This is a genomic window from Metabacillus sp. 22489 (assembly GCF_052044855.1).
Lineage (GTDB): Bacteria > Bacillota > Bacilli > Bacillales > Bacillaceae > Metabacillus > Metabacillus niabensis.
In genome coordinates this window covers 60,039-81,942 of record NZ_JBQENT010000013.1, presented here as the reverse complement: position 1 = coordinate 81,942, position 21,904 = coordinate 60,039, and the positions used below count along the sequence as shown (strand labels likewise).

Below are 21,904 nucleotides of genomic sequence, written 5' to 3'. Positions count from 1 at the left end.
TAGAGGTCCTATTGTAATTAAGAAGGTATTTGAACAGCTATATAGAACTATTAGTCGATAATAGTGCTTTGTGTCTTTATTATTAAGGGAATAGAATGTTGGGCATAAGAAATTTCGCCTTTTGGCAAAGGGGTAAATAGGATGAAATGTTTAATTATTCAACCAAAGCTTGAAAATGGCATAGACCAGCTTGAAGCAGTCGTTAAAAAAAATCCAACAGTTGATATCGTTATTTTTCCTGAGGGATATTTAAATGAAAATGTTGAGCTAGCTTGTAAATTAGCTGCAAACTACAATATTGTCCTTATTGGAGGCTATAGAAGATTAAATGAACAACCGAAAGATAGGGTAATCGTTATTAATCGAAAGGGACAAGTGACATTAGATCGGATAAAATACAGTAAAACCACCTTTGTTAATGAGGAAGGTTTAAAAATTGGCCAAATTCTTTGTGATGAATTAATCGTTCAAGGAATGAACAGTCAAGAAGCGAGTGATATAGATTTAATTGTTCATCCAATTGGTGTGGGAATGTTTAGCATTGAACAGTTTGAGGAATGGGTGACAGAAGCAACGAACATTGCAATGACCTATCATACAATGGTCATTGGAACAAGCCATGCTGACGGTTCATTTGGAAATACCGGGGTATCTATCCCTATTGCGTATTGTATTGACCGAGACGGGTCCGCTATATTTATATCAAAAAATGATGTAAGAGCACGCATCCTTGATTACGAGTCAAAGGAAGTCGTATTTGCTAATAATTAGAACATTGGGTATTCAGAGCAATGACTAATTTTTAACTAATAGGGAAATGAGGGATGGAGTGTAAATGGAGATTAGACCATTACGAATTGAGGATGCTGAAACGTACAAAAACATTAGACTTGAAGCATTACGATTACACCCTGAAAACTTCGGAGCAAGCTTTGAAGAAGAGAAAGACTATACTGTTGAGCAATACAAGGAACGATTCGCTAAAGAGGATGCGATAACATTTGGTGCATTCGAGAACAGCGAACTTGTTGGAACGGTAACGTTGGTAAAACAAAAACGTAATAAATTAAAGCACAAAGCAGAAATCGTTGCTATGTACGTTATACCAGAAAAACGTGGTAACGGTTTTGCAAAGATGTTATTAAAGACGGCAATAGAACAAGCGAAAAGGACTCAGGGGATTGAACAAATTAATCTAACAGTTGTGTCAACGAATGTATCAGCAAAACGCTTGTACGATTCATTAGGATTCGAGCAGTTTGGAGTTGAGAGAAGAGCCTTAAAAGTAGGAAAGGCTTACTTTGACGAGATACATATGGTTTTATTTCTATAATTCAATCTCTTCATATACTGCCTAAATAATAGACGTAAGGAGCTGTTGGAATGGAAAAGATGATAAGGGAAAGTGTCTCGTTGCTTAAACATGCAAATCATATTTATGAGCTTATAAAAGGATTTTCTAATGATAAAAAATATGTAATTGATAATAAGTACTTGCTTAGGATTTTTCCAATCAACGAAGAAACAAAGCGAAAAATAGAATATGAAACAATCAACAAATTAGCAGCCTTTTCAAATTATGTACCGAAAGTGATTGAATTCAATAGGATGAATCATGGAGACTTCTCGTATATGCTCCTTACGTACTTACCTGGTGATGACGGAGAAACGGCGCTGAAGGCATTAACCGAACAGGAACAATTATCGGCAGGCTTTCAAGCAGGAGCTGAGCTCTTGAAATTACATAATCTACAAGCCCCTCAAAATTATCCCTCCTGGTACAGTGTGAAGAAACGCAAAAATGATAAGTATTTATTAGAATTCAATAATCTTCCTATTAGCTCAAGGCTAAAGGAGTTGCTGACTACGTATATCACCGAAAATGAGCATATTATGATGGAAAGACCAAACACGTTTCAACACGATGATTTCCATCCTTCCAATTTATTAATTCACCAGAAGAAATTTTCCGGCATTATTGATTTTCAACGTATGGACTGGGGTGATCCAATTCATGATTTGCAAAAGTTAGGTTTTTTTTCAAAAGGAGTAAGTATTCCATTTACAAAAGGCATTATTGATGGATACAACGAAGGTCAACCGATCAAACAATCGTTTTGGAAGCTTTATACGTTCTATAGTGCAGTACATATTGTATCAGCCATGGTTTGGAGCTTACGAATAAGCAAGGAACAATATGAATTAATCCTTGAATATTCTTTAGATGTTATAAAGGACCATGAAGAGTTCAACCGAATCATTCCAATATGGTATGAGAAGTTGCTTTGAAGAAATTGGTTATAGCTAATCTATTCAAGTCCTACTTGCTCTTGATTAATTGCAAATAACTTGGATTAAAGACATTGATCCAAGTATTTTTGTGTTTAGGTAATAATTAACAATTCGTATTTCCTTGCATCTATCATCAAAATCTGGTTTAATCTTAATTACTGTCTATTTTTCTAATTAAGGATATAATAGTACAGTCGCAAGTATACATCGAAAATGTTTATCAATCATAATAGCTATGAGTATTGATAACTTTCGCAACCATCATGTGAAAAAAACCACATTCATGGAAGCCTACATTTTTATATCTTGCAAATATAAATATAGAGGTGAAAGAATAATGGAAAATAAAGAATATCGAGTTTTACTATATTATCATTATGTAACAATTGAAAATCCTGAGGAATTAACTCAACAACATTTAGAATTTTGTAAAAGCATCGGATTAAAAGGTCGGATCTTAATTGCCCACGAAGGTATTAATGGTACTGTTTCTGGTACAGTGGAACAAACGAACCAATATATGGAGCATATGAAGGCAGATCCACGTTTTAAAGATATGGTTTATAAAATTGATGAAGCTGATGAACATGCGTTTAAAAAAATGCATGTACGCCATCGTCCAGAATTAGTGACATTACGCTTAGAAGAGGACGTTAATCCACTTGAGCTAACAGGAAAATATTATAGCCCAAAAGAGTTTTATGAAGCAATGCAGCAGGAAGATACAGTTGTTATCGATGCTAGAAATGAATATGAATATGATTTAGGCCATTTTAAAAATGCGATTAAACCAGAAATTCAATCATTTAAGGAATTGCCTCAATGGATTCGTGAAAATCGCGAAAAATTTGAAAATAAAAAGATCTTAACATATTGCACAGGCGGCGTACGCTGTGAGAAATTCTCTGGTTGGTTACGTAAGGAAGGCTTTGAGGACGTTGCACAGCTACACGGTGGAATTGTCACTTACGGAAAAGACCCAGAGGTTCAAGGTGAGCTATGGGATGGGCAATGTTATGTGTTTGATGAACGCATTAGTGTTCCAGTAAACCGTGTAAATCCAGTTGTTGTCGGTAAAGATTATTTTACTGGTGAGCCATGTGAACGTTATGTTAATTGTGCAAACCCTGAGTGTAACAAACAAATTTTATGCTCAGAGGAAAATGAACATAAATATTTACGTTCATGTAGTGATGAATGCCGTGAGCATCCACGGAACAGATACATTGCAGAGCATGGATTAACAGAAGAAGAGGTTAAGGAAAGATTAGGAGCGCTCGTATAATCTATCTTTGACTCGATAATTCACATATTCTGCTTGAATAAACATGAAGATGATAAATAACGGGATTGAAATAAAAAGCAATTTTCGATGCGAATTTAAATTATATTTCATGACGAGGCTTGAAGCGAGTAGTGCTGATATAAATGTTTGAATCATTTTAACTCCTCCTTACGTTTAGTCTCTACAAAAAATATAAAATGATTCAGAAAAAAAGAGTCCTTTTTGGGCTCTTTTTTTCAATGATAAGCGCTCGATTAAAAAATCGGCCTTGTTATTGATCATCTCATAAAATGCTTACATGATTATTTGCCTTAAAAATATATAAGGCGTAGCAGTCATTTTATAAATAATCATTATGTTATATCATGCTCAATTTATCAGTTTTTTCTAACGTGCCGGTAGGCATTCTACTAAAGTAGAGCAAATGATTATAGTTGTTGTCATTATTTTCAGCTATGATGCTTAGTACATTCATAGACGATATAGAATGAAACAAGTATGTCGTTTCTCATAAGTATAAATCTAGAGCACATATGCCGACTTGAAGTCAAGTTGACATAAAATTTGCTGTGGATTTATAATGGGAAAGTATGTAAGCGCTTTTATAAAGGGGATGGGGAGTGTTGAATTTTAATGAAACATAAACCAAAATATTTTTATCGGATTTTTCTGCCATTCGTCTTAGTTGGAACTCTTGTTATGATTTTATTTAATGGCTTTGCTTACTTTTTCACGAAGAATTCATTTGAAGAAAAAGTGACGCTCGAGAAACAAGAAAATGTTGTTCAGACGATGAATACGGTGGAGCAAAAGTTACAAACATTAGATTATACTCTAAATTCCTATGTCCACGATCATCCATTTAAGGGGTATATTGAACAACCATTAACAGCAAAGAACTTCGATACGTATCATTCAATTGATAAACAATTAAACTACATGTCTTCCTTCGGACCTAGTCAAACAACAATTGATTTAGTAAGTTTACAAGGGAACTGGATTATTAATAAGGATGGCTTACAGCAGCTTACTAAAAGCAAACGAGAAGAAATATCAGAGAAATATCTATCTTTACAACATTCTTCAACATGGCTAAAGGACGAATCAAATCCAAATGTCCTTGAGCTAGTAAAACTAACTCCCTTCTATCAATCAACGAAAAATGGTGTACTCATCGTAAACATTCGGATGAAATCATTAACAAATCTTATTTATAAACATGCTGAGTCTAGTCCAATATACATTTATAGTCAGGATGGGACGTTAATTTATCAAAGCAATAAGAAGGAAAAGGACGGGATGAGTGAAGATGTATTAACAAGTATAAGGGAGGGGAATCTTAAGCAAACAGGAATTATCGATGTTGATCAAAGTGGTGCAGAAAATTACAAGCTTGCCTATTCAAAGTCAGGGTATAATGGATGGGTTTATGTCTCCAAAATCAATAATTCAGAGTTTACCTATGCAATGAAGCCAACCATTATTGGAACGATTTTAATGAGTATCTTTATGCTAACGGTAACGATTATTATTGCTTATATTAGCTCAGATTATTTCTCAAAGCCGATTAAAGAGCTTCTAAATTTTGTTCCGAAAATACAAAACAATGAATATCGAGATGAATTTGAACTAATTGGAAGTTCTATAAGGCAGGTTATTGATAAAAATCAGTCACTTGAACATATTGTGACAAATCAGCATGAACAATTAAAGACATTATTTATGTTAAATTTATTCCATGGACGGATGAATGAAACAGAAATTGAAGAGGAATTACAGGACTTCAATTACCCGCAAAAATGGAATTATTTATATGTATTAGCAATTCAATTTGATAGTTTAGAAGATAATGCATATACGAGAAAGGACAAAGATCTGTTATTGTTTTCGATAAATCAAATTGTATCAGACATCATTCGTGAAGATGAGAAGCTAACTCCTACTGTTATCGATTCAACTACACAGGCAACAATTTTTATTTGTCAGAATAAAAACTTCGAACAACATAATTTAATTATTAATCAATACGCTGAAAAAATTCAAAAAACGGTTAAGGAAATATTCAATTTAACAATTAGCATCGGGGTTAGTAGTCCGTTTGAAAGGCTAACAGATTGTAAGCAAGCACTTAAGCAAGGGATTGAGGCGTTAAAATTCCGCTTAAAGGTTGGAAAGGAATCAGTTATTTTCTATGAAAGTGTGTCAGCGATTTTTAATTCACAGCAAATAAAAACATATTTTCCAAAAATCGTAGAGAATCAGCTGTTTGATGCGATAAAACTAGGGGAAAGCGGAAAAGCAAAAGAGCTACTCCATCAATTATTTGCAGATTTATATAAAAATAATACAAATCCCCATGAGCTAGAAGTAAGTATTATGAGGTTTTTAAATGATCTGATTGGATTAATGCAGGTCATGGGAATGGAAACATTAATCATTGAAAATCATAAAACAATCTATAATGCGATTTCTGATATGAAAACCTCTGAGGAAATCGAAATGTTTGTGAAGAATAAAATCATTTATCCGATGGTTGATGCAATTGGTGAGAGAACGGATTCACAAAATAAATCAATATCGGAAAAGATTCTTGCGATTATTCATAATGAATATGATACGGAATTATCTTTGGAAATTATCGCATCCCGTCTTCATTATAATAAAAACTATTTAAGCAGCATTTTTAAGAAGGAGTTCAAGCAATCATTTAGTGAGTATCTTGCACTTTATCGTTATGATATGGCTAAAAAGTGGCTTCTTCAAACAAACATGTCAGTAAAAGAAATATCGGAAAGATTACAATATAAAAATTCACAAAATTTCATTCGATCCTTTCGGAAAATTGAAGGCACAACACCTGGAAAGTATCGGGATTTACATCGAGAAGATTCGTTTTCATTTGAATGAAAAGAGGGTGACTCAAAAGGTTCAGCCCCCTCCAACAAACACTGATATATAGTAAACTAACCTCATCATTAGTTTATATATTGTGTTTGAGGGTCTGAACCTTTGTTTTTGAGTCACCCTCTTATTTTTATGAATAGTTGTAGGAAGCGAAGAGGAATATCCCTCAATCGCATAAGCGCTTACATTTTAATTATGCCTTTACAGAACCAACAAAAGCACCTTTAACAAAGTATTTTTGTAAAAATGGATATAGGATAAGCATTGGTAATGTTGCAACTGTAATAACAGCCATTTTTACTGTTTGAGCAGGTGGTACGATATCGACTGATGTTGCATCTGCCTGCATTCCACTTGAAACGATAACAATTTGACGAAGTAGAACCTGAATTGGCCACTTTGTTGAATCATTGATATAAAGGATTGCGTTTGTATATTCATTCCAATATGCAACTGCATAAAACAGTGAAATGGTTGCAATAGATGGAAGTGATAATGGAAGGATAATTTTAAAGAAAATCATAATATCATTGTATCCATCCATTTTAGCTGATTCTTCTAAGCTATCAGGAATTGCTTGAAAGAAGTTTCTCATAATAATTAAGTTAAATGCATTAATCGCAACAGGGAGAATTAATGCCCAATAAGAATCGATGAGCCCAACATTTCGAACAACGAGGTATGTTGGAATCATACCGCCGCTAAATAGCATTGTAAAGACGATGATAAAATTAATGCCCTTTCTACCATATAAATACTTTCGTGATAATGAATAAGCCATAAAGGCAGTTAAAATCATGCTTACTAATGTACCTACACCTGTTACACCAATTGATACGGCAAAGCTTCTAAATATAGTTGGTGTTGAAAAAATATATTGATATGCATCTAATGTAAAGGTTGTTGGAAAAAGGATAAATGTTTTTTCAACAACCTCTTGTGTTGTTGCGAATGAACTTGAAATGACATTCACAAATGGGATAAGACAGGCTAGAGCAATAATTAATAAGATGGTGTAGTTAAAAAAGTTAAAGAGACGACTACCTAGTGATTTTTCGTGCATTTGCTAAATCCCTCCTTGTAGAATAAATAGTTACCTTTATGTGTTGCTTTGATCACACTATAGCAATCGTAAGAATGGTACGTCTATAATCATCTTTACATAACCTTACTAGGTTCAGTATTCGTATGAAAACATGTATTGTTACATTGTCCATTTAACGATAATCAATAAGGAGCAATCGTAATCATTTTCTTAGATAATATCGAGAAAGCGCTTACTAAAACTGTCAGTACTGCGTTTCTAACGGAATGATTGTAGACGTAATACGAAAAAATAACGTACCTTTAGCTTGTAAACAATAAGGGGAATAAAACTAAAGGAGGTATACGTTGTGAGAGATGCACCCGTTCCTGTAAGAAATCAACATGAAGCTCCACCTGCTATCGATAAGAAAGCACTCAAGCAAGAACTAAGGCGAAGGAACATCGCGAGCATTGGTCGAAACAAATACTTATATTTTATGATTTTACCCGGTCTCTTGTACTTTATTATTTTCAAGTACGTTCCAATGGGGGGCCTCATTATTGCCTTTCAAGATTATCAGCCCTTTTTAGGGATATTCGGCAGTCCATGGGCAGGCTTTAAGCATTTTATCCGTCTATTTACAGAGCCGACGTTTTTTATGTTGTTATCGAACACATTGTTTTTATTTGCGCTCAATTTATTTATCTTTTTTCCGATACCGATCATTATTGCGTTAATGCTAAATGAGGTACGAGTAAAAATGTTTAAAAGCGCAATCCAAACGGTGATTTACATCCCGCATTTTATGTCATGGGTTATCATCGTTTCGATTTCCTACGTATTCTTAACTGTTGATGGTGGGGTTATTAACGAGCTCATTGCGAAAGCAGGAGGAGAGAAGATTAATTTCCTTACTGATGGCGGTTGGACGCGAGCAATGTATATTCTGCAAATCATCTGGAAAGAGATGGGCTGGTCAACAATCATTTATTTGGCAGCGATTACAGCGGTTGACCCGCAATTATATGAAGCCGCAAAAATGGATGGGGCAAATCGTTTTCGGCAAATATGGCATGTAACATTGCCGGCGATCCGTCCGGTAATTATTATTCTTTTAATCTTAAAAATAGGTCAAACACTCGATTTAGGCTTTGAGCATGTTTACCTATTATTAAACTCATTAAACCGTGAATCGATTGAAATTTTTGACACATACGTTTATACGGCAGGATTGAAGAACGGTCAATTAAGCTATAGTACAGCAGTTGGAATGTTTAAAGGACTCGTTGGCTTAATTCTCGTCATAGGAGCTAATAAGCTAGCGAAAAAGTTTGGTGAGGATGGATTGTATTAACAACAAAAATGATAGCGGTTTCAGGGTGGGGAAAGGAGGTTCATAAAGATGGGGAAAATGGCGGAGCGCTTTAATGAGATTTGCATCCGTATTTTACAGCTTGTCTATCTCAATTTACTATGGATGGCATTTAGTTTATTAGGACTTGTCCTTCTAGGCATTGGTCCAGCTACATTAGCGATGTTTACCGTAATAAGGCATTGGATAAGAGGTAAAAAGGATATTCCTATTTTTTCTACCTTTTGGAAGGCGTACCGCGAAAATTTTATCGAATCTGCAATACTAGGAATTCTTTACTTTGCAGTTGGAGTAGTACTTTATGTAGATTTACTTTTTGTCGAGTCTTTCATGTTACGTACGTTCATTATCATAGTTAGCTTCGTATATCTTGTTTCATTATGCTATATTTTTCCGATTATGGCTCACTATGATTTGAAAAATGTTGTACACAAACTGAAGTATTCAGTTTTATTTGGAATTTCCTATTTACAATATACCTTGCTTTTATTGGTAAGCTTGGCAATTGTTTATCTTGTCCTATTTTTAAACCCTGGCATTTTCACCTTCTTCGGAACAAGTATCGGGTGTTATGTTGTCATGTGGTTTACACATCAGGTGTTTCTGAGAATTGAGATGCAAAATATGAAAAAGCAGTCACATCAGGTTCACTCATAGTCTATAGATTGATGATAAATAAGGGGGATGGAGATCAATGAAAAAGAAGAAACTTGGAAAATTAATTGCGGTAAATGTGTTAGTTGCCTCTCAACTGTTGCTTGCAGCATGCTCAAACAATAGTGAAAAAACAGGTGGTGACTCAAAGGAATCCTATAGTCTAGATTCTCATCTTGAAGTGAGCTGGACTGCAATTCTTCATACACCATCACCACCTACAGATGTCGTTCTCGATAAGATTGAAGAAGCAACAAATACAACAATTAACTTTAATTGGGTTCCGGATGCATCAAAGGAGGAGCGTATTACAGCAGCCCTTGCTTCAGGTGAATTATCAGATATTGTTTCATTAACGATGTTAACGAATTCCTCTGTTAGACAATCATTGAAGTCAGGCATGTTCTGGGATGTAGGAGAGTACCTTGATGATTATGATAATTTAAAGTTAATTTCTGAGGATATACGTAAGGCAGCATCAATTGATGGAAAGCTATATGGGGTACCGTTTCAAAAGGACCTAGCTCGCTCAGGATTGATTATTCGAAAGGATTGGCTCGATAAACTAGGCTTAGAAGTACCTAAAACATTAGACGAATTATACGAGGTAGCACGAGCATTTACCGAGGATGACCCAGACGGCAACGGAAAAGAAGATACTACTGGCTTTGGTGACAGAAGTGATTTAAGATACAGTAGCTTTAAAACATTAAGCTCGTATTTTGGAACACCAAACGGATGGGCAGTAGATGAAAACGGAAAATTTACTCCTGAATTTGAAACACAAGCATATAAGGATACAATGAATTATTCAAGAAAATTATATGAAAATGGCTATCTTGCTCAGGATTTTGCTGTAACAGCGAAAACGGATCAGCAACAAAACTTTGCTCAAGGGAAAACAGGGATTTATACAGGAATGGTTGATATTAAAAACTTAAAGGTAATGGCAAAAGGTGTACAGGATCAAATGGAATTAGTGCCTGTAAACAAGATTGCTGGTCCAGATGGAAAATATCATATTTGGTCTGAAAATAGTGGTGTCGGTGGATTAATGGCATTTCCTAAATCAGAGGTCGAAAGCGAAGAAGAGTTGAAACGGATTTTACAATTTATCAATGATTTAATTGATGAAGAAGTATTCATGCTTATGACAGGGGGAATTGAGGGAACACATTATGAGCTAGGGGAAAATGGTGAATTTAAGGTTTTAGATGATGCGTTATGGCAAAAGGATGTTCAACCTTTTGCAAGCTCAAGACCAAGTGAAATCACTCATTCAATAGTTGATGCCGATCCTTCTAAGCAGTTAGCAAATGAATTGATTAAAGAAAATGAGGAATTTGCTATCCTTGATCCGACAGTACCGCTAGATTCAGCTACAGCAAATGAAAGAGGAACAGAGCTACAAAAAATTATCGTTGATGCAACAATTAAATATATTATGGGTGAACTTGACGAAAAGGGCTTTGATGCAGAGGTAGAAAAATGGAGAAAATCTGGTGGCGAACAGATGATAACTGAATATGAAGAGGCTTACAAAAAGAGTCAGGAATAATTTAGTTTAGATTCCTTCTATGAAGTGGGGGATACGATAACCCCCACTTATCTAATTTTTTAAGAAAAGTTGATTCTACGATGCTATTAGGAGGAAATAGATGAAAAAACTAACGAATGTTTTTTTATGTTTAATTCTTTTACTATCAATTTTTCAAAGTGCTAATGTAACAGCAGCAACAGAATTAGAGCAATCTAAACACTATCTAATTAATGATGATTTTGAAAATCAACAAATTGGTAGTTTACCAGATGGCTATTTATATAGTGCTTCTGTAGAGGGAGTGACTGAAGAAACAAGTGCTGTTTATACTGATCAAATACCAGCTGATTCAACAGGTAATACGTCAGCAAAGGGATTAAGAGTTTTTGATAATGATAGTGGAGCCTCTAAGCGAGCTAGAACGATTGTAACAAAACCATTTGCACCTCAAGAGGGAAGCTTTGTCGTTGAATTGGATATGATGGAGCCAAAAGCTGTAGGGAACTCATATCCTTTACGTATAGAGGACAAGGAAAATGGAAAAACAGCGTTCATCATTGAAATTTCAGGCTCAAGCATCGGTTATAGAGGAAGCGATGGAACGTTTAAAGCTTTCACTTTTGAAGGAAAGAATATTCCGTTAGAAGGAAACAGCTGGTATCATCTCAAGCTATTAGTTGATATGAATGATCAGTCAGTTGAGATGTATATCAATGATGATTATATTGGGAATTTTCCATTTTATGAGGCTGTGACTAGCTTAAACTCTGTTGAGGCCCAAACGGCTGGTTCATCTGTTGGGGATATTTTATGGGACAATTTGAACGTTTATGTAGAACCAACTGATTCACCAAAGGCATTAACAGCAATATCCGGTGACAAAATAGTTGAACTTAATTGGAATCCGGCAAAAGGTGCTTCCTCTTACACAATAAAGCGTAGTACATCAGACGGTGGACCATATGAGACAATTGCAAAGGATATAACGGAAACGAGATATGTTGATAAAGATGTAATGAATAATCAAATCTATTATTATGTAGTATCAGCTGTTAATGCAGTAGGAGAAAGTCAACACTCTAACCAGGTTTCAGTCACTCCAACAGAAATACCAAATCCCCCATCAGCACCTACTGGTTTAACTGCAACTTCAAGAAATAGTCAAATTGATTTAACATGGGACAAATTTGGTGAGAGTAAATCGATTTTGTTTGTTGGTACTGGCATAGCAGCTGATGAAAAAACAATTGCTCATTTAGAAGGAAAGGGTTTTTCCGTAACCTTTAAAAAGGATAATGAAGTTACTTCAGATGATGCAGCTAATTATGATTTAGTCTTTATTGGTGAATCATCAGGGTCAGGGTATATCGGGAAGAAGTTCATCAATTCAAAGGTACCTGTTATCTATGCAGAGCCTTATGTACTTGATGATGTTTATTTAAGCTCAGCTACATCTGGTACTTTTGGAAGCTATGAAAATCAAACATCAATTCAAATAAAAACTAGCCATCACCCCCTTGCAGCAGGACTTCAAGGTACAGTAAAAGTGTATTCTCAAGCAGGTAGTATGAATTTTGGAAAGCCATCTGATGAAGCGATTATTATTGCGACTGCAGCAAACGATGAGGAAAAGGCAACGATTTTTGCCTATGAGGCTGGGGCGAAAAATGTTAATGGAGACCCTGTTCCTGCACGGCAAGTTTCTACCTTTTTATTCGCTGGACAGGAAGATGCGCTCACTTCAGAAGGCTGGAAGTTGATTGATGAGGCTGTAAAATGGGCGCTTGGTATCGATGAAAACGAAGCTGCTTCAAACGTAACTTATAATGTAAAGCGAGCGACGGTAAATGGTGGGCCTTATGAGGTAATTGCAAGCAATGTTGAAGGTACAAGCTATCGTGATACAGGACTTGATAACAACAGAAACTATTTCTATGTTTTATCAGCAGAAAATATCGGAGGAGAAAGTGAAAACTCTTTGGAGGTTAAAGCTATTCCAAGTGCACCGTTACAATCACCAACCGAATTGTCTGCTACTAGTGGTGATAATAGGATTACGCTAAACTGGAAGGCGGTTGATGGAGCAACCTCTTATGAAATCAAGCGCAGTAAAATAAAAGGGAGAAACTATGAAACAGTAAAAAGCGATGTAAAGGAGACGACATATACAGATACTGGATTAACGAATGGCGAAGAGTATTATTACGTCATTAGCGCAAACAGTGAAACAGCCAAAAGTGCTAATTCTGAACCTTTACGAGCAATCGCAACGTCAAAAAATGGTGTTCCTGATGTTCCAGTTAATTTAAAAGCAAAAGCTGGAGATTCTCAAGTGACATTACAATGGGATGAGGTAAATGGAGCTGACTCCTATATCGTTAAGCGTTCAACATACAAGGAAGGAGAATATAAAGTCATTGCATCGAACATTCCCCTTACAAGCTTTCAGGATGTTGGCTTAGCAAATGGAGAAACGTATGATTATGTCATTTCCGCAGTTAATGAAAACGGAGAAGGTTTTGACTCAGAACCAATTGCAGTGACCCCGGCAAAGGTGTTAATAGTTGCAAAGGAAGGTGCAAGCTATAGAACAGTTCAAGAAGCAATAAATGCTGTACCAGATAATAGCACAAAACGACATGTAATTTACATTAAAAACGGTGAATACCGCGAAAAAATAACGATTCCTAAAACAAAAAGCAATCTAAGTCTAGTAGGTGAAAGCAAGGAAGAGACAGTACTTGTTTATCAAGATAATGCAAACACACCTGGTCCTGATGGAAATCCGTTAGGAACATCTAAAAGCTCAAGTATGTTTATATATGCAAATGATTTTATTGCAAAAAATATAACGATTCAAAACGATTCTGGACAAGGTACAGGGCAAGCGGTAGCTGCTTATGTACAGGGGGATCGAGCTTACTTTGAAAATGTGAGATTTCTAGGCTATCAGGATACATTATATACTCATCAATCAAGACAATATTATCAAGGCTGTTATATCGAGGGGGATGTTGATTTCATCTTTGGTCCGGCAACAGCTGTATTTAATGATTGCCAAATTCATAGTAAACGAGATGGAAGCATGATTACTGCTGCAAGCACACCTCAGGAAAGTGAGTTCGGATATGTGTTTATGAATTCAACAATTACTTCTGACGAAGGAATAGAAGGAGTGCGCTTAGGCAGACCTTGGCGTCCATATTCAGCTGTAAGCTATATTAATACAAAGATGGATTCATCTATTGCACCTGACGGATGGGATAATTGGAGTAATGTGGCAAACGAAAAAACTGCTAGATATTCAGAGTTTAATTCCTCAGGTCCAGGAGCAAACTCAAAGGCACGTGATCCATGGTCAAAGCAACTAACTCCAGAAGAGGCTAATCAATATACGATACAAAATATATTGAAAGGCAATGATGGGTGGGATCCAACAAGAGTTGGTATTATCCCAGTTACTGAGATTTCGGCACCAATTATTACACTTGATCAAAGTGATTCGATCGTTAATAAATCAAGCTTTACTATTTCGGGTAAAGTAGATAAAGAAGCTAAGGTAGTCATTAATGAAAAAGAAATTTCCCTTCGCCAGGATAACAGTTTTAAGGTAAATCTTGACTTAGTTAAAGGGGAAAATCATATCGCTATCAAAGCAATCGATTCAAAGGGGAATGTTGGCATTAAGGTGATCAAAGTTGTATATGACCCAATAAAGCCAGCTATTACACTTGATAGCCTTAAGGCTGAGAAAAAGGGAAATCACTACAACACAGCATATAACCCGTTCCCAATATCAGGGAAGGTGAGTGAAGCTGGATCCATTCAAATTAATGGTGAAAAAATCAAACTTGCGGATGATTTCACCTTTACATCACACGTTCGCCTTAAACCAGGAATGAATACAGTAACAATTACTGCGATTGATCTTGCAGGTAATCAGTCTAAGCCAGTAACAATTAAACTAGTTCCTAAGGGTCATGCAGTAGAGGAAGGCCCCGTAAAAATTGTGAAAAGTGAAGCTATTAATGCAAATACTGTTGAGATTACGTTTAATAGTAAATTAAAAAGCTTTGATCCTACTGATTTGGAATTGCAGACAGCAACGAACGATTGGGCTGACCTTAATCCGGGATTGAAGTCAACATTAACAATTGAAGATGTTTCCACACGAGTGAATAAGGACAACCAAACGGTTGCAATTTTCAAAACGAAGGAAGCGTTTAATCAAGATGGAACCGTTCCTTCGCAAAAAACAGAGGATCCATTTCATATTCCTTATTTAAATGCACCGTATTACACTGGTAATCGAGAAAATGACATAAAGCAAGCAGACTATCTAGTAAGCTGGCAAATGGACCATGGCGGTTGGTATAAAAATATGGAGGATAAGTACAACAGACAATGGGACGGTAAGGAGCCAAAATCTGAGATGTATACTCCAGAGGCTGGAGAGTTAGGTGTCATTGATAATAATGCGACAACAAATGAAATTCTGTTTTTAGCCTTGATGTATAAGGAAACAGGGGATAGCAGATATAAGGATTCCGTATTAAAGGGGATACGTTACCTTCTTGAGGCACAATATGAGACAGGAGGCTGGCCACAAGCATACCCTGCAAGAGGAAATTATTCGGATTATGTTACTTACAACGATAATGCGATGATAAGGGTAATGAATGTATTAACAATGGTTGCAAATAAGGAATACCCATTTAATACAGATGTTGTAAATGATTCTCTTGTTAACCAAATCAATGCATCATTAGATTTAGGTTTAGATTATATTTTGAAATCCCAAATAAAGGTGAATGGGAAATTAACAGCATGGTGTGCCCAGCATGATCCTAAGACGTATGAACCAAAAGAGGCTCGTTCCTATGAGCATCCATCGATTTCAGGTTCAGAATCAGTAGGAGTTGTCCAATATTTAATGTCACTACCGAACCAAACCGATGATGTAAAGGCTGCTATAAACGGTGCATTAACCTGGTTTGAAGAGGCAAAGCTTGAAGGGGTTAAATACGTTTCTGGAGACCCTGCTGGCATTTATTTTTACCAAGATGAATCGGTTAACACATGGTATCGTTTTTATGAAATTGGTACAAATAAGCCAATTTTTTCTGGAAGAGATGGTGTGATCAAGCATAACATCCTTGAGATTGAACAGGAAAGAAGAGATGGCTACAGATGGGCAGGGGAATGGCCGCAGAAATTATTAAATATTGCAGCGACAACTGGTTATTACGAAGATCGAGTTTTTGTGAATGTTGTTGGTCAGCGCTCTAAAAATGCAGTAGGTGAAACCTTTTCTCTAGGTGAATTACATCGGATTGAGGCAAACTTTTCACAGACAAAATAATTGTTCGAAATAAGGATAGTACAAACATAGCTTTGTGCTATCCTTTTTAATCATCATAATCATTCGATTTAATTCTTTTCGGAATGCCTTTTGTTTTTCTATTCTAATTTAATGATTGTAGCTGTTATAGCTGGAACAAGCTAACATTATTATTTAATAAGAGAAAAATAGATTTATTCAACTGTGCAAACCATATTAGCTTTCTCGTATTGAACATTTATTGCTTGGTAATAACGCTTGCTTTATCATCAGCCCAAACGAAATGTAAGCGCTATTATAAATGAAGTTTTTATTTAAAGGAGGAGTAGAATTGAAGGTGAAAAAGTATTCTCTAGCATTTATGGCTGCATTACTATTGGGTGGATTAGTTGAAATGCCCTTTCCTCAACAGGAAGTGAATGCTGCTTCTGAAGAGGAAAGAAAGGTACTTGCTTTCCCTGGTGCAGAGGGTGGTGGCATGTATGCAAGTGGTGGGCGTGGCTATGACGTATATGAAGTGACAACATTAGAGGATTATAATATCGATGAAGCACCAATAAAGGGTTCGTTGCGGGATGCTGTTAGTAAAGGGAATCGTACGATTGTCTTTCGTGTTTCCGGAACGATACAGCTTAAACAGCCGTTGAAAATTAAGCAAAAGAATCTAACAATTGCGGGTCAAACAGCACCTGGTGATGGAATTGCTGTCGCAGGCTTTGGTACCGATATTTCTGGGTCTGAAAATATCATTTTAAGGTATATGAGATTTAGACCTGGGAGTACAAATATTGAATCAGAGCCCGATGCCTTTGGTGGCAGAGATGTAAAAAATGCAATGATTGATCATATTTCAACAAGCTGGTCCGTAGATGAAACTCTTTCCTTCTATCGAAATGAAAACACAACATTACAATGGAGTATCATTAGTGAAAGCTTATATATATCTGGCCATGTAAAAGGGCGTCATGGATATGGTGGAATATGGGGAGGAGAAAATGCGACATTTGCTAATAATTTAATTTCTAGTCATACAAGCAGACTACCAGCTCTAGGTAATACAGGAAACTCACTTCACCCAGTTTCGAGTACTGATTTTGTAAACAATGTTATTTACAATTGGGGATTTAATTCGACTTACGGTGGAAATGATCAGGAGAATAATATAATGAATAACTATTATAAGCCAGGTCCAGCTACACATGAAAATGTAATGAAGCGGATCGTAAGTCCAGGTCAAAATGGCAAGCTTAGCTGGTTTTATGTAGATGGAAATTATATGCATGGCAATAAAGCTGTATCAGCGGATAACAATTTAGGGATTGAGGATATTAAAAACGGTACTTTTTTCTCTGAAACACCATTTTATGTGCTTGGTCATGACACGTTGAAGATAAAATCAGCTGAACAGGCATATAAGGAGGTTCTTGAAAAATCAGGTGCAACATATCCACGCCGTGATGCGGTAGATGCTCGCATTGTTAATGATGTAAAACATGGTACTGGTCGATTTATTAATAATGAATGGGAAACAGGAGGATATCCTGAATTAACGTCATCGGCTGCTCCAATTGATACCGATCACGATGGTATCCCAAATAAATGGGAAGAAGCAAATCGCTTGAATCCAAATAATGCTGAAGATGGTAAAGAAATTACAGCTTCTGGCTATTCAAATCTAGAACTCTATTTAAATTCACTAATTAGTATGGATAAAAAGGCTGAAAACCCGGATGTACAGCTTGTATCGCCAAAATATAATGGCATTTATAAAGCAGGAACCTCCATTAAATTGAAGGCAAAGCTTCAGGATAAACGAAATATTGCAAAGGTAGAGTATTATCAAAATGACCAGAAGATTGGGGAATCAACGAAAGGCTCATTTGATTTTACATGGAATAATGCAGCTGATGGGACATGGTATATTTCCGCAAAGGCGATTGATAAAAATGGAAATGAAACACAAACAACATCAATGCCAATCCATGTAAACACGATGAAGCAATCTGGAGAATGGAAGCCAAAGGATATTGGGAATACGCCACTTAAGGGAAATACGACTAAAACAGATAAAGAACTCATAGTGAAAGGCTCAGGGCGAATTGATAAAACAGCGGATTCCTTCCATTTTGCTTATCAGAAGGTTAAGGGCGATGCCCAGCTAATTGCAAGAATTGATTCATTAACAAAGGTTGATAATAATGCGATTTCCGGATTAATGATCCGCGGAGGTCTTGAAAAGGATGCACCTGCTGCAATGATTAGCACATCTGTAGTAAAGGCAGATAAGCAGGATACTCCATATTCGGTCCATTTCTCTTCAAGAAAGGAAAAGGGTGAGACGATTGTTGCACCAGGTGAAAACGACAGACCCGAGGAAATCGGGGTTCCGTCCTTAAATGGAACAACACTTCCCTATTGGTTAAAGCTTGTAAGAAGCGGAGATTACATTATAGGTTATGCCTCAGCAGATGGTAAAGCTTGGACAGAGGTTGGCAAAGCCGAAATTAGAATTGGTGATGAGGCTTATATTGGCTTTGCAGTTGATGGAGCTAAAAATACTAGTAAGCTCATTTCCTACAATACGGCAATCTTTTCAAATGTTTCACTAACTAGTAAATAAAAATACTGACATGACTAATCTGGTAATAGTTAAAAGAGAAGGGAGTCGCTTTGCGATGAACTTCTCTTTTCTTATTCTCATGAAAGAAGTCCCACTAATCATTCGTGAAAAAGAGTAATCATTTTATCACATTCATAAAGGATAGCCTGCTACATCAAGATTTTGCTCAGAGCCTTACATAATGATTGTAGACGAAATATAGAAAATTGACGTAACTTTAACAGGAGAAGAACAACCTAGGAAGAATATCTGAAGGGAGCATAAGTTGTGAGAGATACACCCATACAAACTAATAATCAATCAGGCGAACCTCTAGTACTAGATAAAAAATCGCTTAAGCAAGAACTAAGGCGAAGGAACATCGCGAGCATTGGTCGAAACAAATACTTATATTTTATGATTTTACCTGGTGTCTTGTACTTTATTATTTTCAAGTACGTTCCAATGGGGGGCCTCATTATTGCCTTTCAAGATTATCAGCCCTTTTTAGGGATATTCGGCAGTCCATGGGCAGGCTTTAAGCATTTTATCCGTCTATTTACAGAGCCGACGTTTTTTATGCTGTTATCGAACACATTGTTTTTATTTGCGCTCAATTTATTTATCTTTTTTCCGATACCGATCATTATTGCGTTAATGCTAAATGAGGTACGAGTAAAAATGTTTAAAAGCGCAATCCAAACGGTGATTTACATCCCGCATTTTATGTCATGGGTTATCATCGTTTCGATTTCCTACGTATTCTTAACTGTTGATGGTGGGGTGATTAACGAGCTCATTGCGAAAGCAGGAGGAGAGAAGATTAATTTCCTTACTGATGGCGGTTGGACGCGAGCAATGTATATTCTGCAAATCATCTGGAAAGAGATGGGCTGGTCAACAATCATATATTTGGCAGCGGTTACAGCAGTCGACCCACAATTATATGAAGCCGCAAAAATGGATGGGGCAAATCGTTTTCGGCAAATATGGCATGTAACATTGCCGGCGATCCGTCCGGTGATTATAATTCTTTTAATCTTAAAAATAGGTCAAACACTCGATTTAGGCTTTGAGCATGTTTACCTATTATTAAACTCATTAAACCGTGAATCGATTGAAATTTTTGACACATACGTTTATACGGCAGGATTGAAGAACGGTCAATTAAGCTATAGTACAGCGGTTGGAATGTTTAAAGGACTCGTTGGCTTAATTCTCGTCATAGGAGCTAATAAGCTAGCGAAAAAGTTTGGTGAGGATGGATTGTATTAAAAGGTTTAGAAATATTTAATGGCATATGTATCATTAATAGCTTCGTAAAAAACAAAGAGGAGACTGAAAATGAAGAAAAAGAAATTCTTTAAAATAATTGCAGTTAATGTACTCGTTGCATCACAGCTTCTACTTGCCGCATGTGGAAATAATAGCGAGAAGGCAGGTAGTGATTCAAAGGAATATAGCTCAGATTCAAAGCTTGAAGTGAGCTGGACAGCGATGCTCCATACACCATCACCACCGACTGATGTAGTATTGAATAAAATTGAGGAAGCAACGAATGCGGATATCAATTTTAATTGGGTTCCTGATGCTTCGAAGGAAGAACGAATTACCGCAGCTTTAGCCTCTGGTGAATTATCGGATATTGTTTCATTAACGATGCTAACAAATTCCTCTGTAAGACAGTCTTTAAAGTCAGGCATGTTTTGGGAGGTTGAAAAGTATTTAGATGACTATGACAATTTAAAGCAAATTTCTGAAGAAATTCGGTCAGCTGCATCCATTGACGGAAAACTATACGGTGTTCCGTTTCAAAAGGATTTAGCCCGCTCAGGTTTACTTCTTCGCAAGGATTGGCTAGATAATTTAGGTTTAAAGGTCCCTACTACCTTAGACGAATTATACGAAGTTGCGAGAGCGTTTACAGAGGATGATCCAGACGGTAATGGGAAGGATGATACAGTCGGCTTTGGTGATCGAAATGAGCTAAGATACGGCAGCTTTAAGACATTAAGCTCTTACTTTGGTACGCCGAATGGATGGGCTGTTGATGAGAATGGAACATTTACTCATGAGGTTGAAACACAAGCTTATAAGGATACGATGAACTATTCTAGAAAGCTTTATGAAAATGGTTATTTAGATAAGGATTTTGCCGTAACTGCAAAAAATGACCAAATGGATAAATTTGCACAAGGGAAGACAGGGATATTTACCGGATTAGTTGGTGTCACAGGTTTATTAAATCTTGCTGAAGGCATTCAGGAAGAAATGGAAATTGTCCCGGTAAATAAAATTAAAGGACCAGATGGCAAACATCATATTTGGTCTGAAAATAGCGGAGTTGGCGGGTTACTAGCATTTCCGAAAACAGAAGTGGAATCAGAGGCAGAATTAAAGCGAATTTTGCAATTTATCAATGACCTAATTGATGAGGAAGTTTTCATGTTAATGACAGGTGGAATTGAAGGCACACATTATGAAATTGATGAAAATGGTGCATTCCAAATTATTGATAATGAATTATGGCAAAAGGATGTTCAACCATTCTCAAGCTCAAGACCAAGTGAAATTACTCATTCATTAATAGATGCAAATCCAGCAAAACAGCAAGTAAATGAATTAATTGAAGAAAATGCTGAATTTGCAGTACTCGATCCAACAGTCCCATTAGACTCGCAAACAGCTAGTGAGCGAGGAACAGAGCTGGAAAAAATTATTATCGATGCAACGATTAAATACATTATGGGAGAAATCGACGAAAAAGGCTTTGATGCAGAAGTTGAAAAGTGGAAAAAATCAGGTGGAGATGCGATGGCACAAGAGTTTGAAGAGGCCTACAAAAAAGCACAAAAATAAAATTTTAAAAAATCAAGGTCCTTTCTCTTAA

The 21,904-nt window shown here is 36.3% G+C and carries 14 protein-coding genes; 12 read left to right on the top strand and 2 right to left on the bottom strand.

The genetic code is table 11. The features are described 5' to 3' along the window. The first annotated feature begins 141 nt into the window (after nucleotides 1-141). The 4 genes from ACTJJ9_RS10210 (at nucleotide 142) to trhO (ending at nucleotide 3,577) form a co-directional block, all read left to right on the top strand. Entirely contained in the window at nucleotides 142-771 is a 630-nt protein-coding gene (locus ACTJJ9_RS10210; RefSeq protein ID WP_095303296.1) for a hypothetical protein, read from the top strand. 64 nt (nucleotides 772-835) lie between these two features. Then, a complete protein-coding gene (locus tag ACTJJ9_RS10205; protein ID WP_145582643.1) occupies nucleotides 836-1,333 on the top strand; it encodes a GNAT family N-acetyltransferase in 498 nt (165 codons plus the stop codon). 50 nt (nucleotides 1,334-1,383) lie between these two features. Continuing rightward, on the top strand, nucleotides 1,384-2,289 hold the full coding sequence (locus ACTJJ9_RS10200) for an aminoglycoside phosphotransferase family protein (RefSeq protein WP_145582642.1): 906 nt from the start codon (nucleotides 1,384-1,386) through the stop codon (nucleotides 2,287-2,289). 340 nt (nucleotides 2,290-2,629) lie between these two features. Further along, complete coding sequence (trhO, locus tag ACTJJ9_RS10195) at nucleotides 2,630-3,577, top strand: oxygen-dependent tRNA uridine(34) hydroxylase TrhO (protein ID WP_095303299.1); 948 nt, start codon at nucleotides 2,630-2,632, stop codon at nucleotides 3,575-3,577. Here the strand turns inward: trhO and ACTJJ9_RS10190 are convergent. Continuing rightward, nucleotides 3,560-3,733 (bottom strand): hypothetical protein, encoded by a 174-nt coding sequence (locus tag ACTJJ9_RS10190; protein WP_186324228.1) that lies wholly within the window; start codon nucleotides 3,731-3,733, stop codon nucleotides 3,560-3,562. The genes trhO and ACTJJ9_RS10190 overlap by 18 nt on opposite strands. A 477-nt stretch (nucleotides 3,734-4,210) precedes the next feature. On the opposite strand from ACTJJ9_RS10190, the gene ACTJJ9_RS10185 reads away from it, so the two are divergent. Then, entirely contained in the window at nucleotides 4,211-6,484 is a 2,274-nt protein-coding gene (locus ACTJJ9_RS10185) for an AraC family transcriptional regulator (RefSeq protein ID WP_095303300.1), read from the top strand. A gap of 190 nt (nucleotides 6,485-6,674) precedes the next feature. Here ACTJJ9_RS10185 and ACTJJ9_RS10180 read toward each other — a convergent pair whose 3' ends face one another. Next, the gene (locus tag ACTJJ9_RS10180; RefSeq protein WP_145582641.1) at nucleotides 6,675-7,544 is read right to left on the bottom strand and encodes a carbohydrate ABC transporter permease; all 870 of its coding nucleotides are present in this window, start codon (nucleotides 7,542-7,544) and stop codon (nucleotides 6,675-6,677) included. Nucleotides 7,545-7,875: 331 nt separating this feature from the next. On the opposite strand from ACTJJ9_RS10180, the gene ACTJJ9_RS10175 reads away from it, so the two are divergent. The 7 genes from ACTJJ9_RS10175 (at nucleotide 7,876) to ACTJJ9_RS10145 (ending at nucleotide 21,873) form a co-directional block, all read left to right on the top strand. After that, nucleotides 7,876-8,862 (top strand): ABC transporter permease, encoded by a 987-nt coding sequence (locus tag ACTJJ9_RS10175; protein WP_222124783.1) that lies wholly within the window; start codon nucleotides 7,876-7,878, stop codon nucleotides 8,860-8,862. Nucleotides 8,863-8,910: 48 nt separating this feature from the next. After that, nucleotides 8,911-9,537 (top strand): DUF624 domain-containing protein, encoded by a 627-nt coding sequence (locus ACTJJ9_RS10170; RefSeq protein WP_145582640.1) that lies wholly within the window; start codon nucleotides 8,911-8,913, stop codon nucleotides 9,535-9,537. 37 nt (nucleotides 9,538-9,574) lie between these two features. Continuing rightward, a complete protein-coding gene (locus ACTJJ9_RS10165; protein ID WP_145582639.1) occupies nucleotides 9,575-11,092 on the top strand; it encodes an extracellular solute-binding protein in 1,518 nt (505 codons plus the stop codon). Nucleotides 11,093-11,192: 100 nt separating this feature from the next. Continuing rightward, nucleotides 11,193-16,436: a pectate lyase gene (gene pelA, locus ACTJJ9_RS10160; protein ID WP_145582638.1), complete on the top strand. Its 5,244-nt coding sequence runs from the start codon at nucleotides 11,193-11,195 to the stop codon at nucleotides 16,434-16,436. 316 nt (nucleotides 16,437-16,752) lie between these two features. Beyond that, complete coding sequence (locus ACTJJ9_RS10155; protein WP_255451879.1) at nucleotides 16,753-19,035, top strand: Ig-like domain-containing protein; 2,283 nt, start codon at nucleotides 16,753-16,755, stop codon at nucleotides 19,033-19,035. Between the two features lie 360 nt (nucleotides 19,036-19,395). Then, the gene (locus tag ACTJJ9_RS10150) at nucleotides 19,396-20,289 is read left to right on the top strand and encodes an ABC transporter permease subunit (protein WP_304951820.1); all 894 of its coding nucleotides are present in this window, start codon (nucleotides 19,396-19,398) and stop codon (nucleotides 20,287-20,289) included. Nucleotides 20,290-20,358: 69 nt separating this feature from the next. Next, entirely contained in the window at nucleotides 20,359-21,873 is a 1,515-nt protein-coding gene (locus ACTJJ9_RS10145; protein ID WP_145581925.1) for an extracellular solute-binding protein, read from the top strand. Nucleotides 21,874-21,904 lie beyond the last annotated feature (31 nt).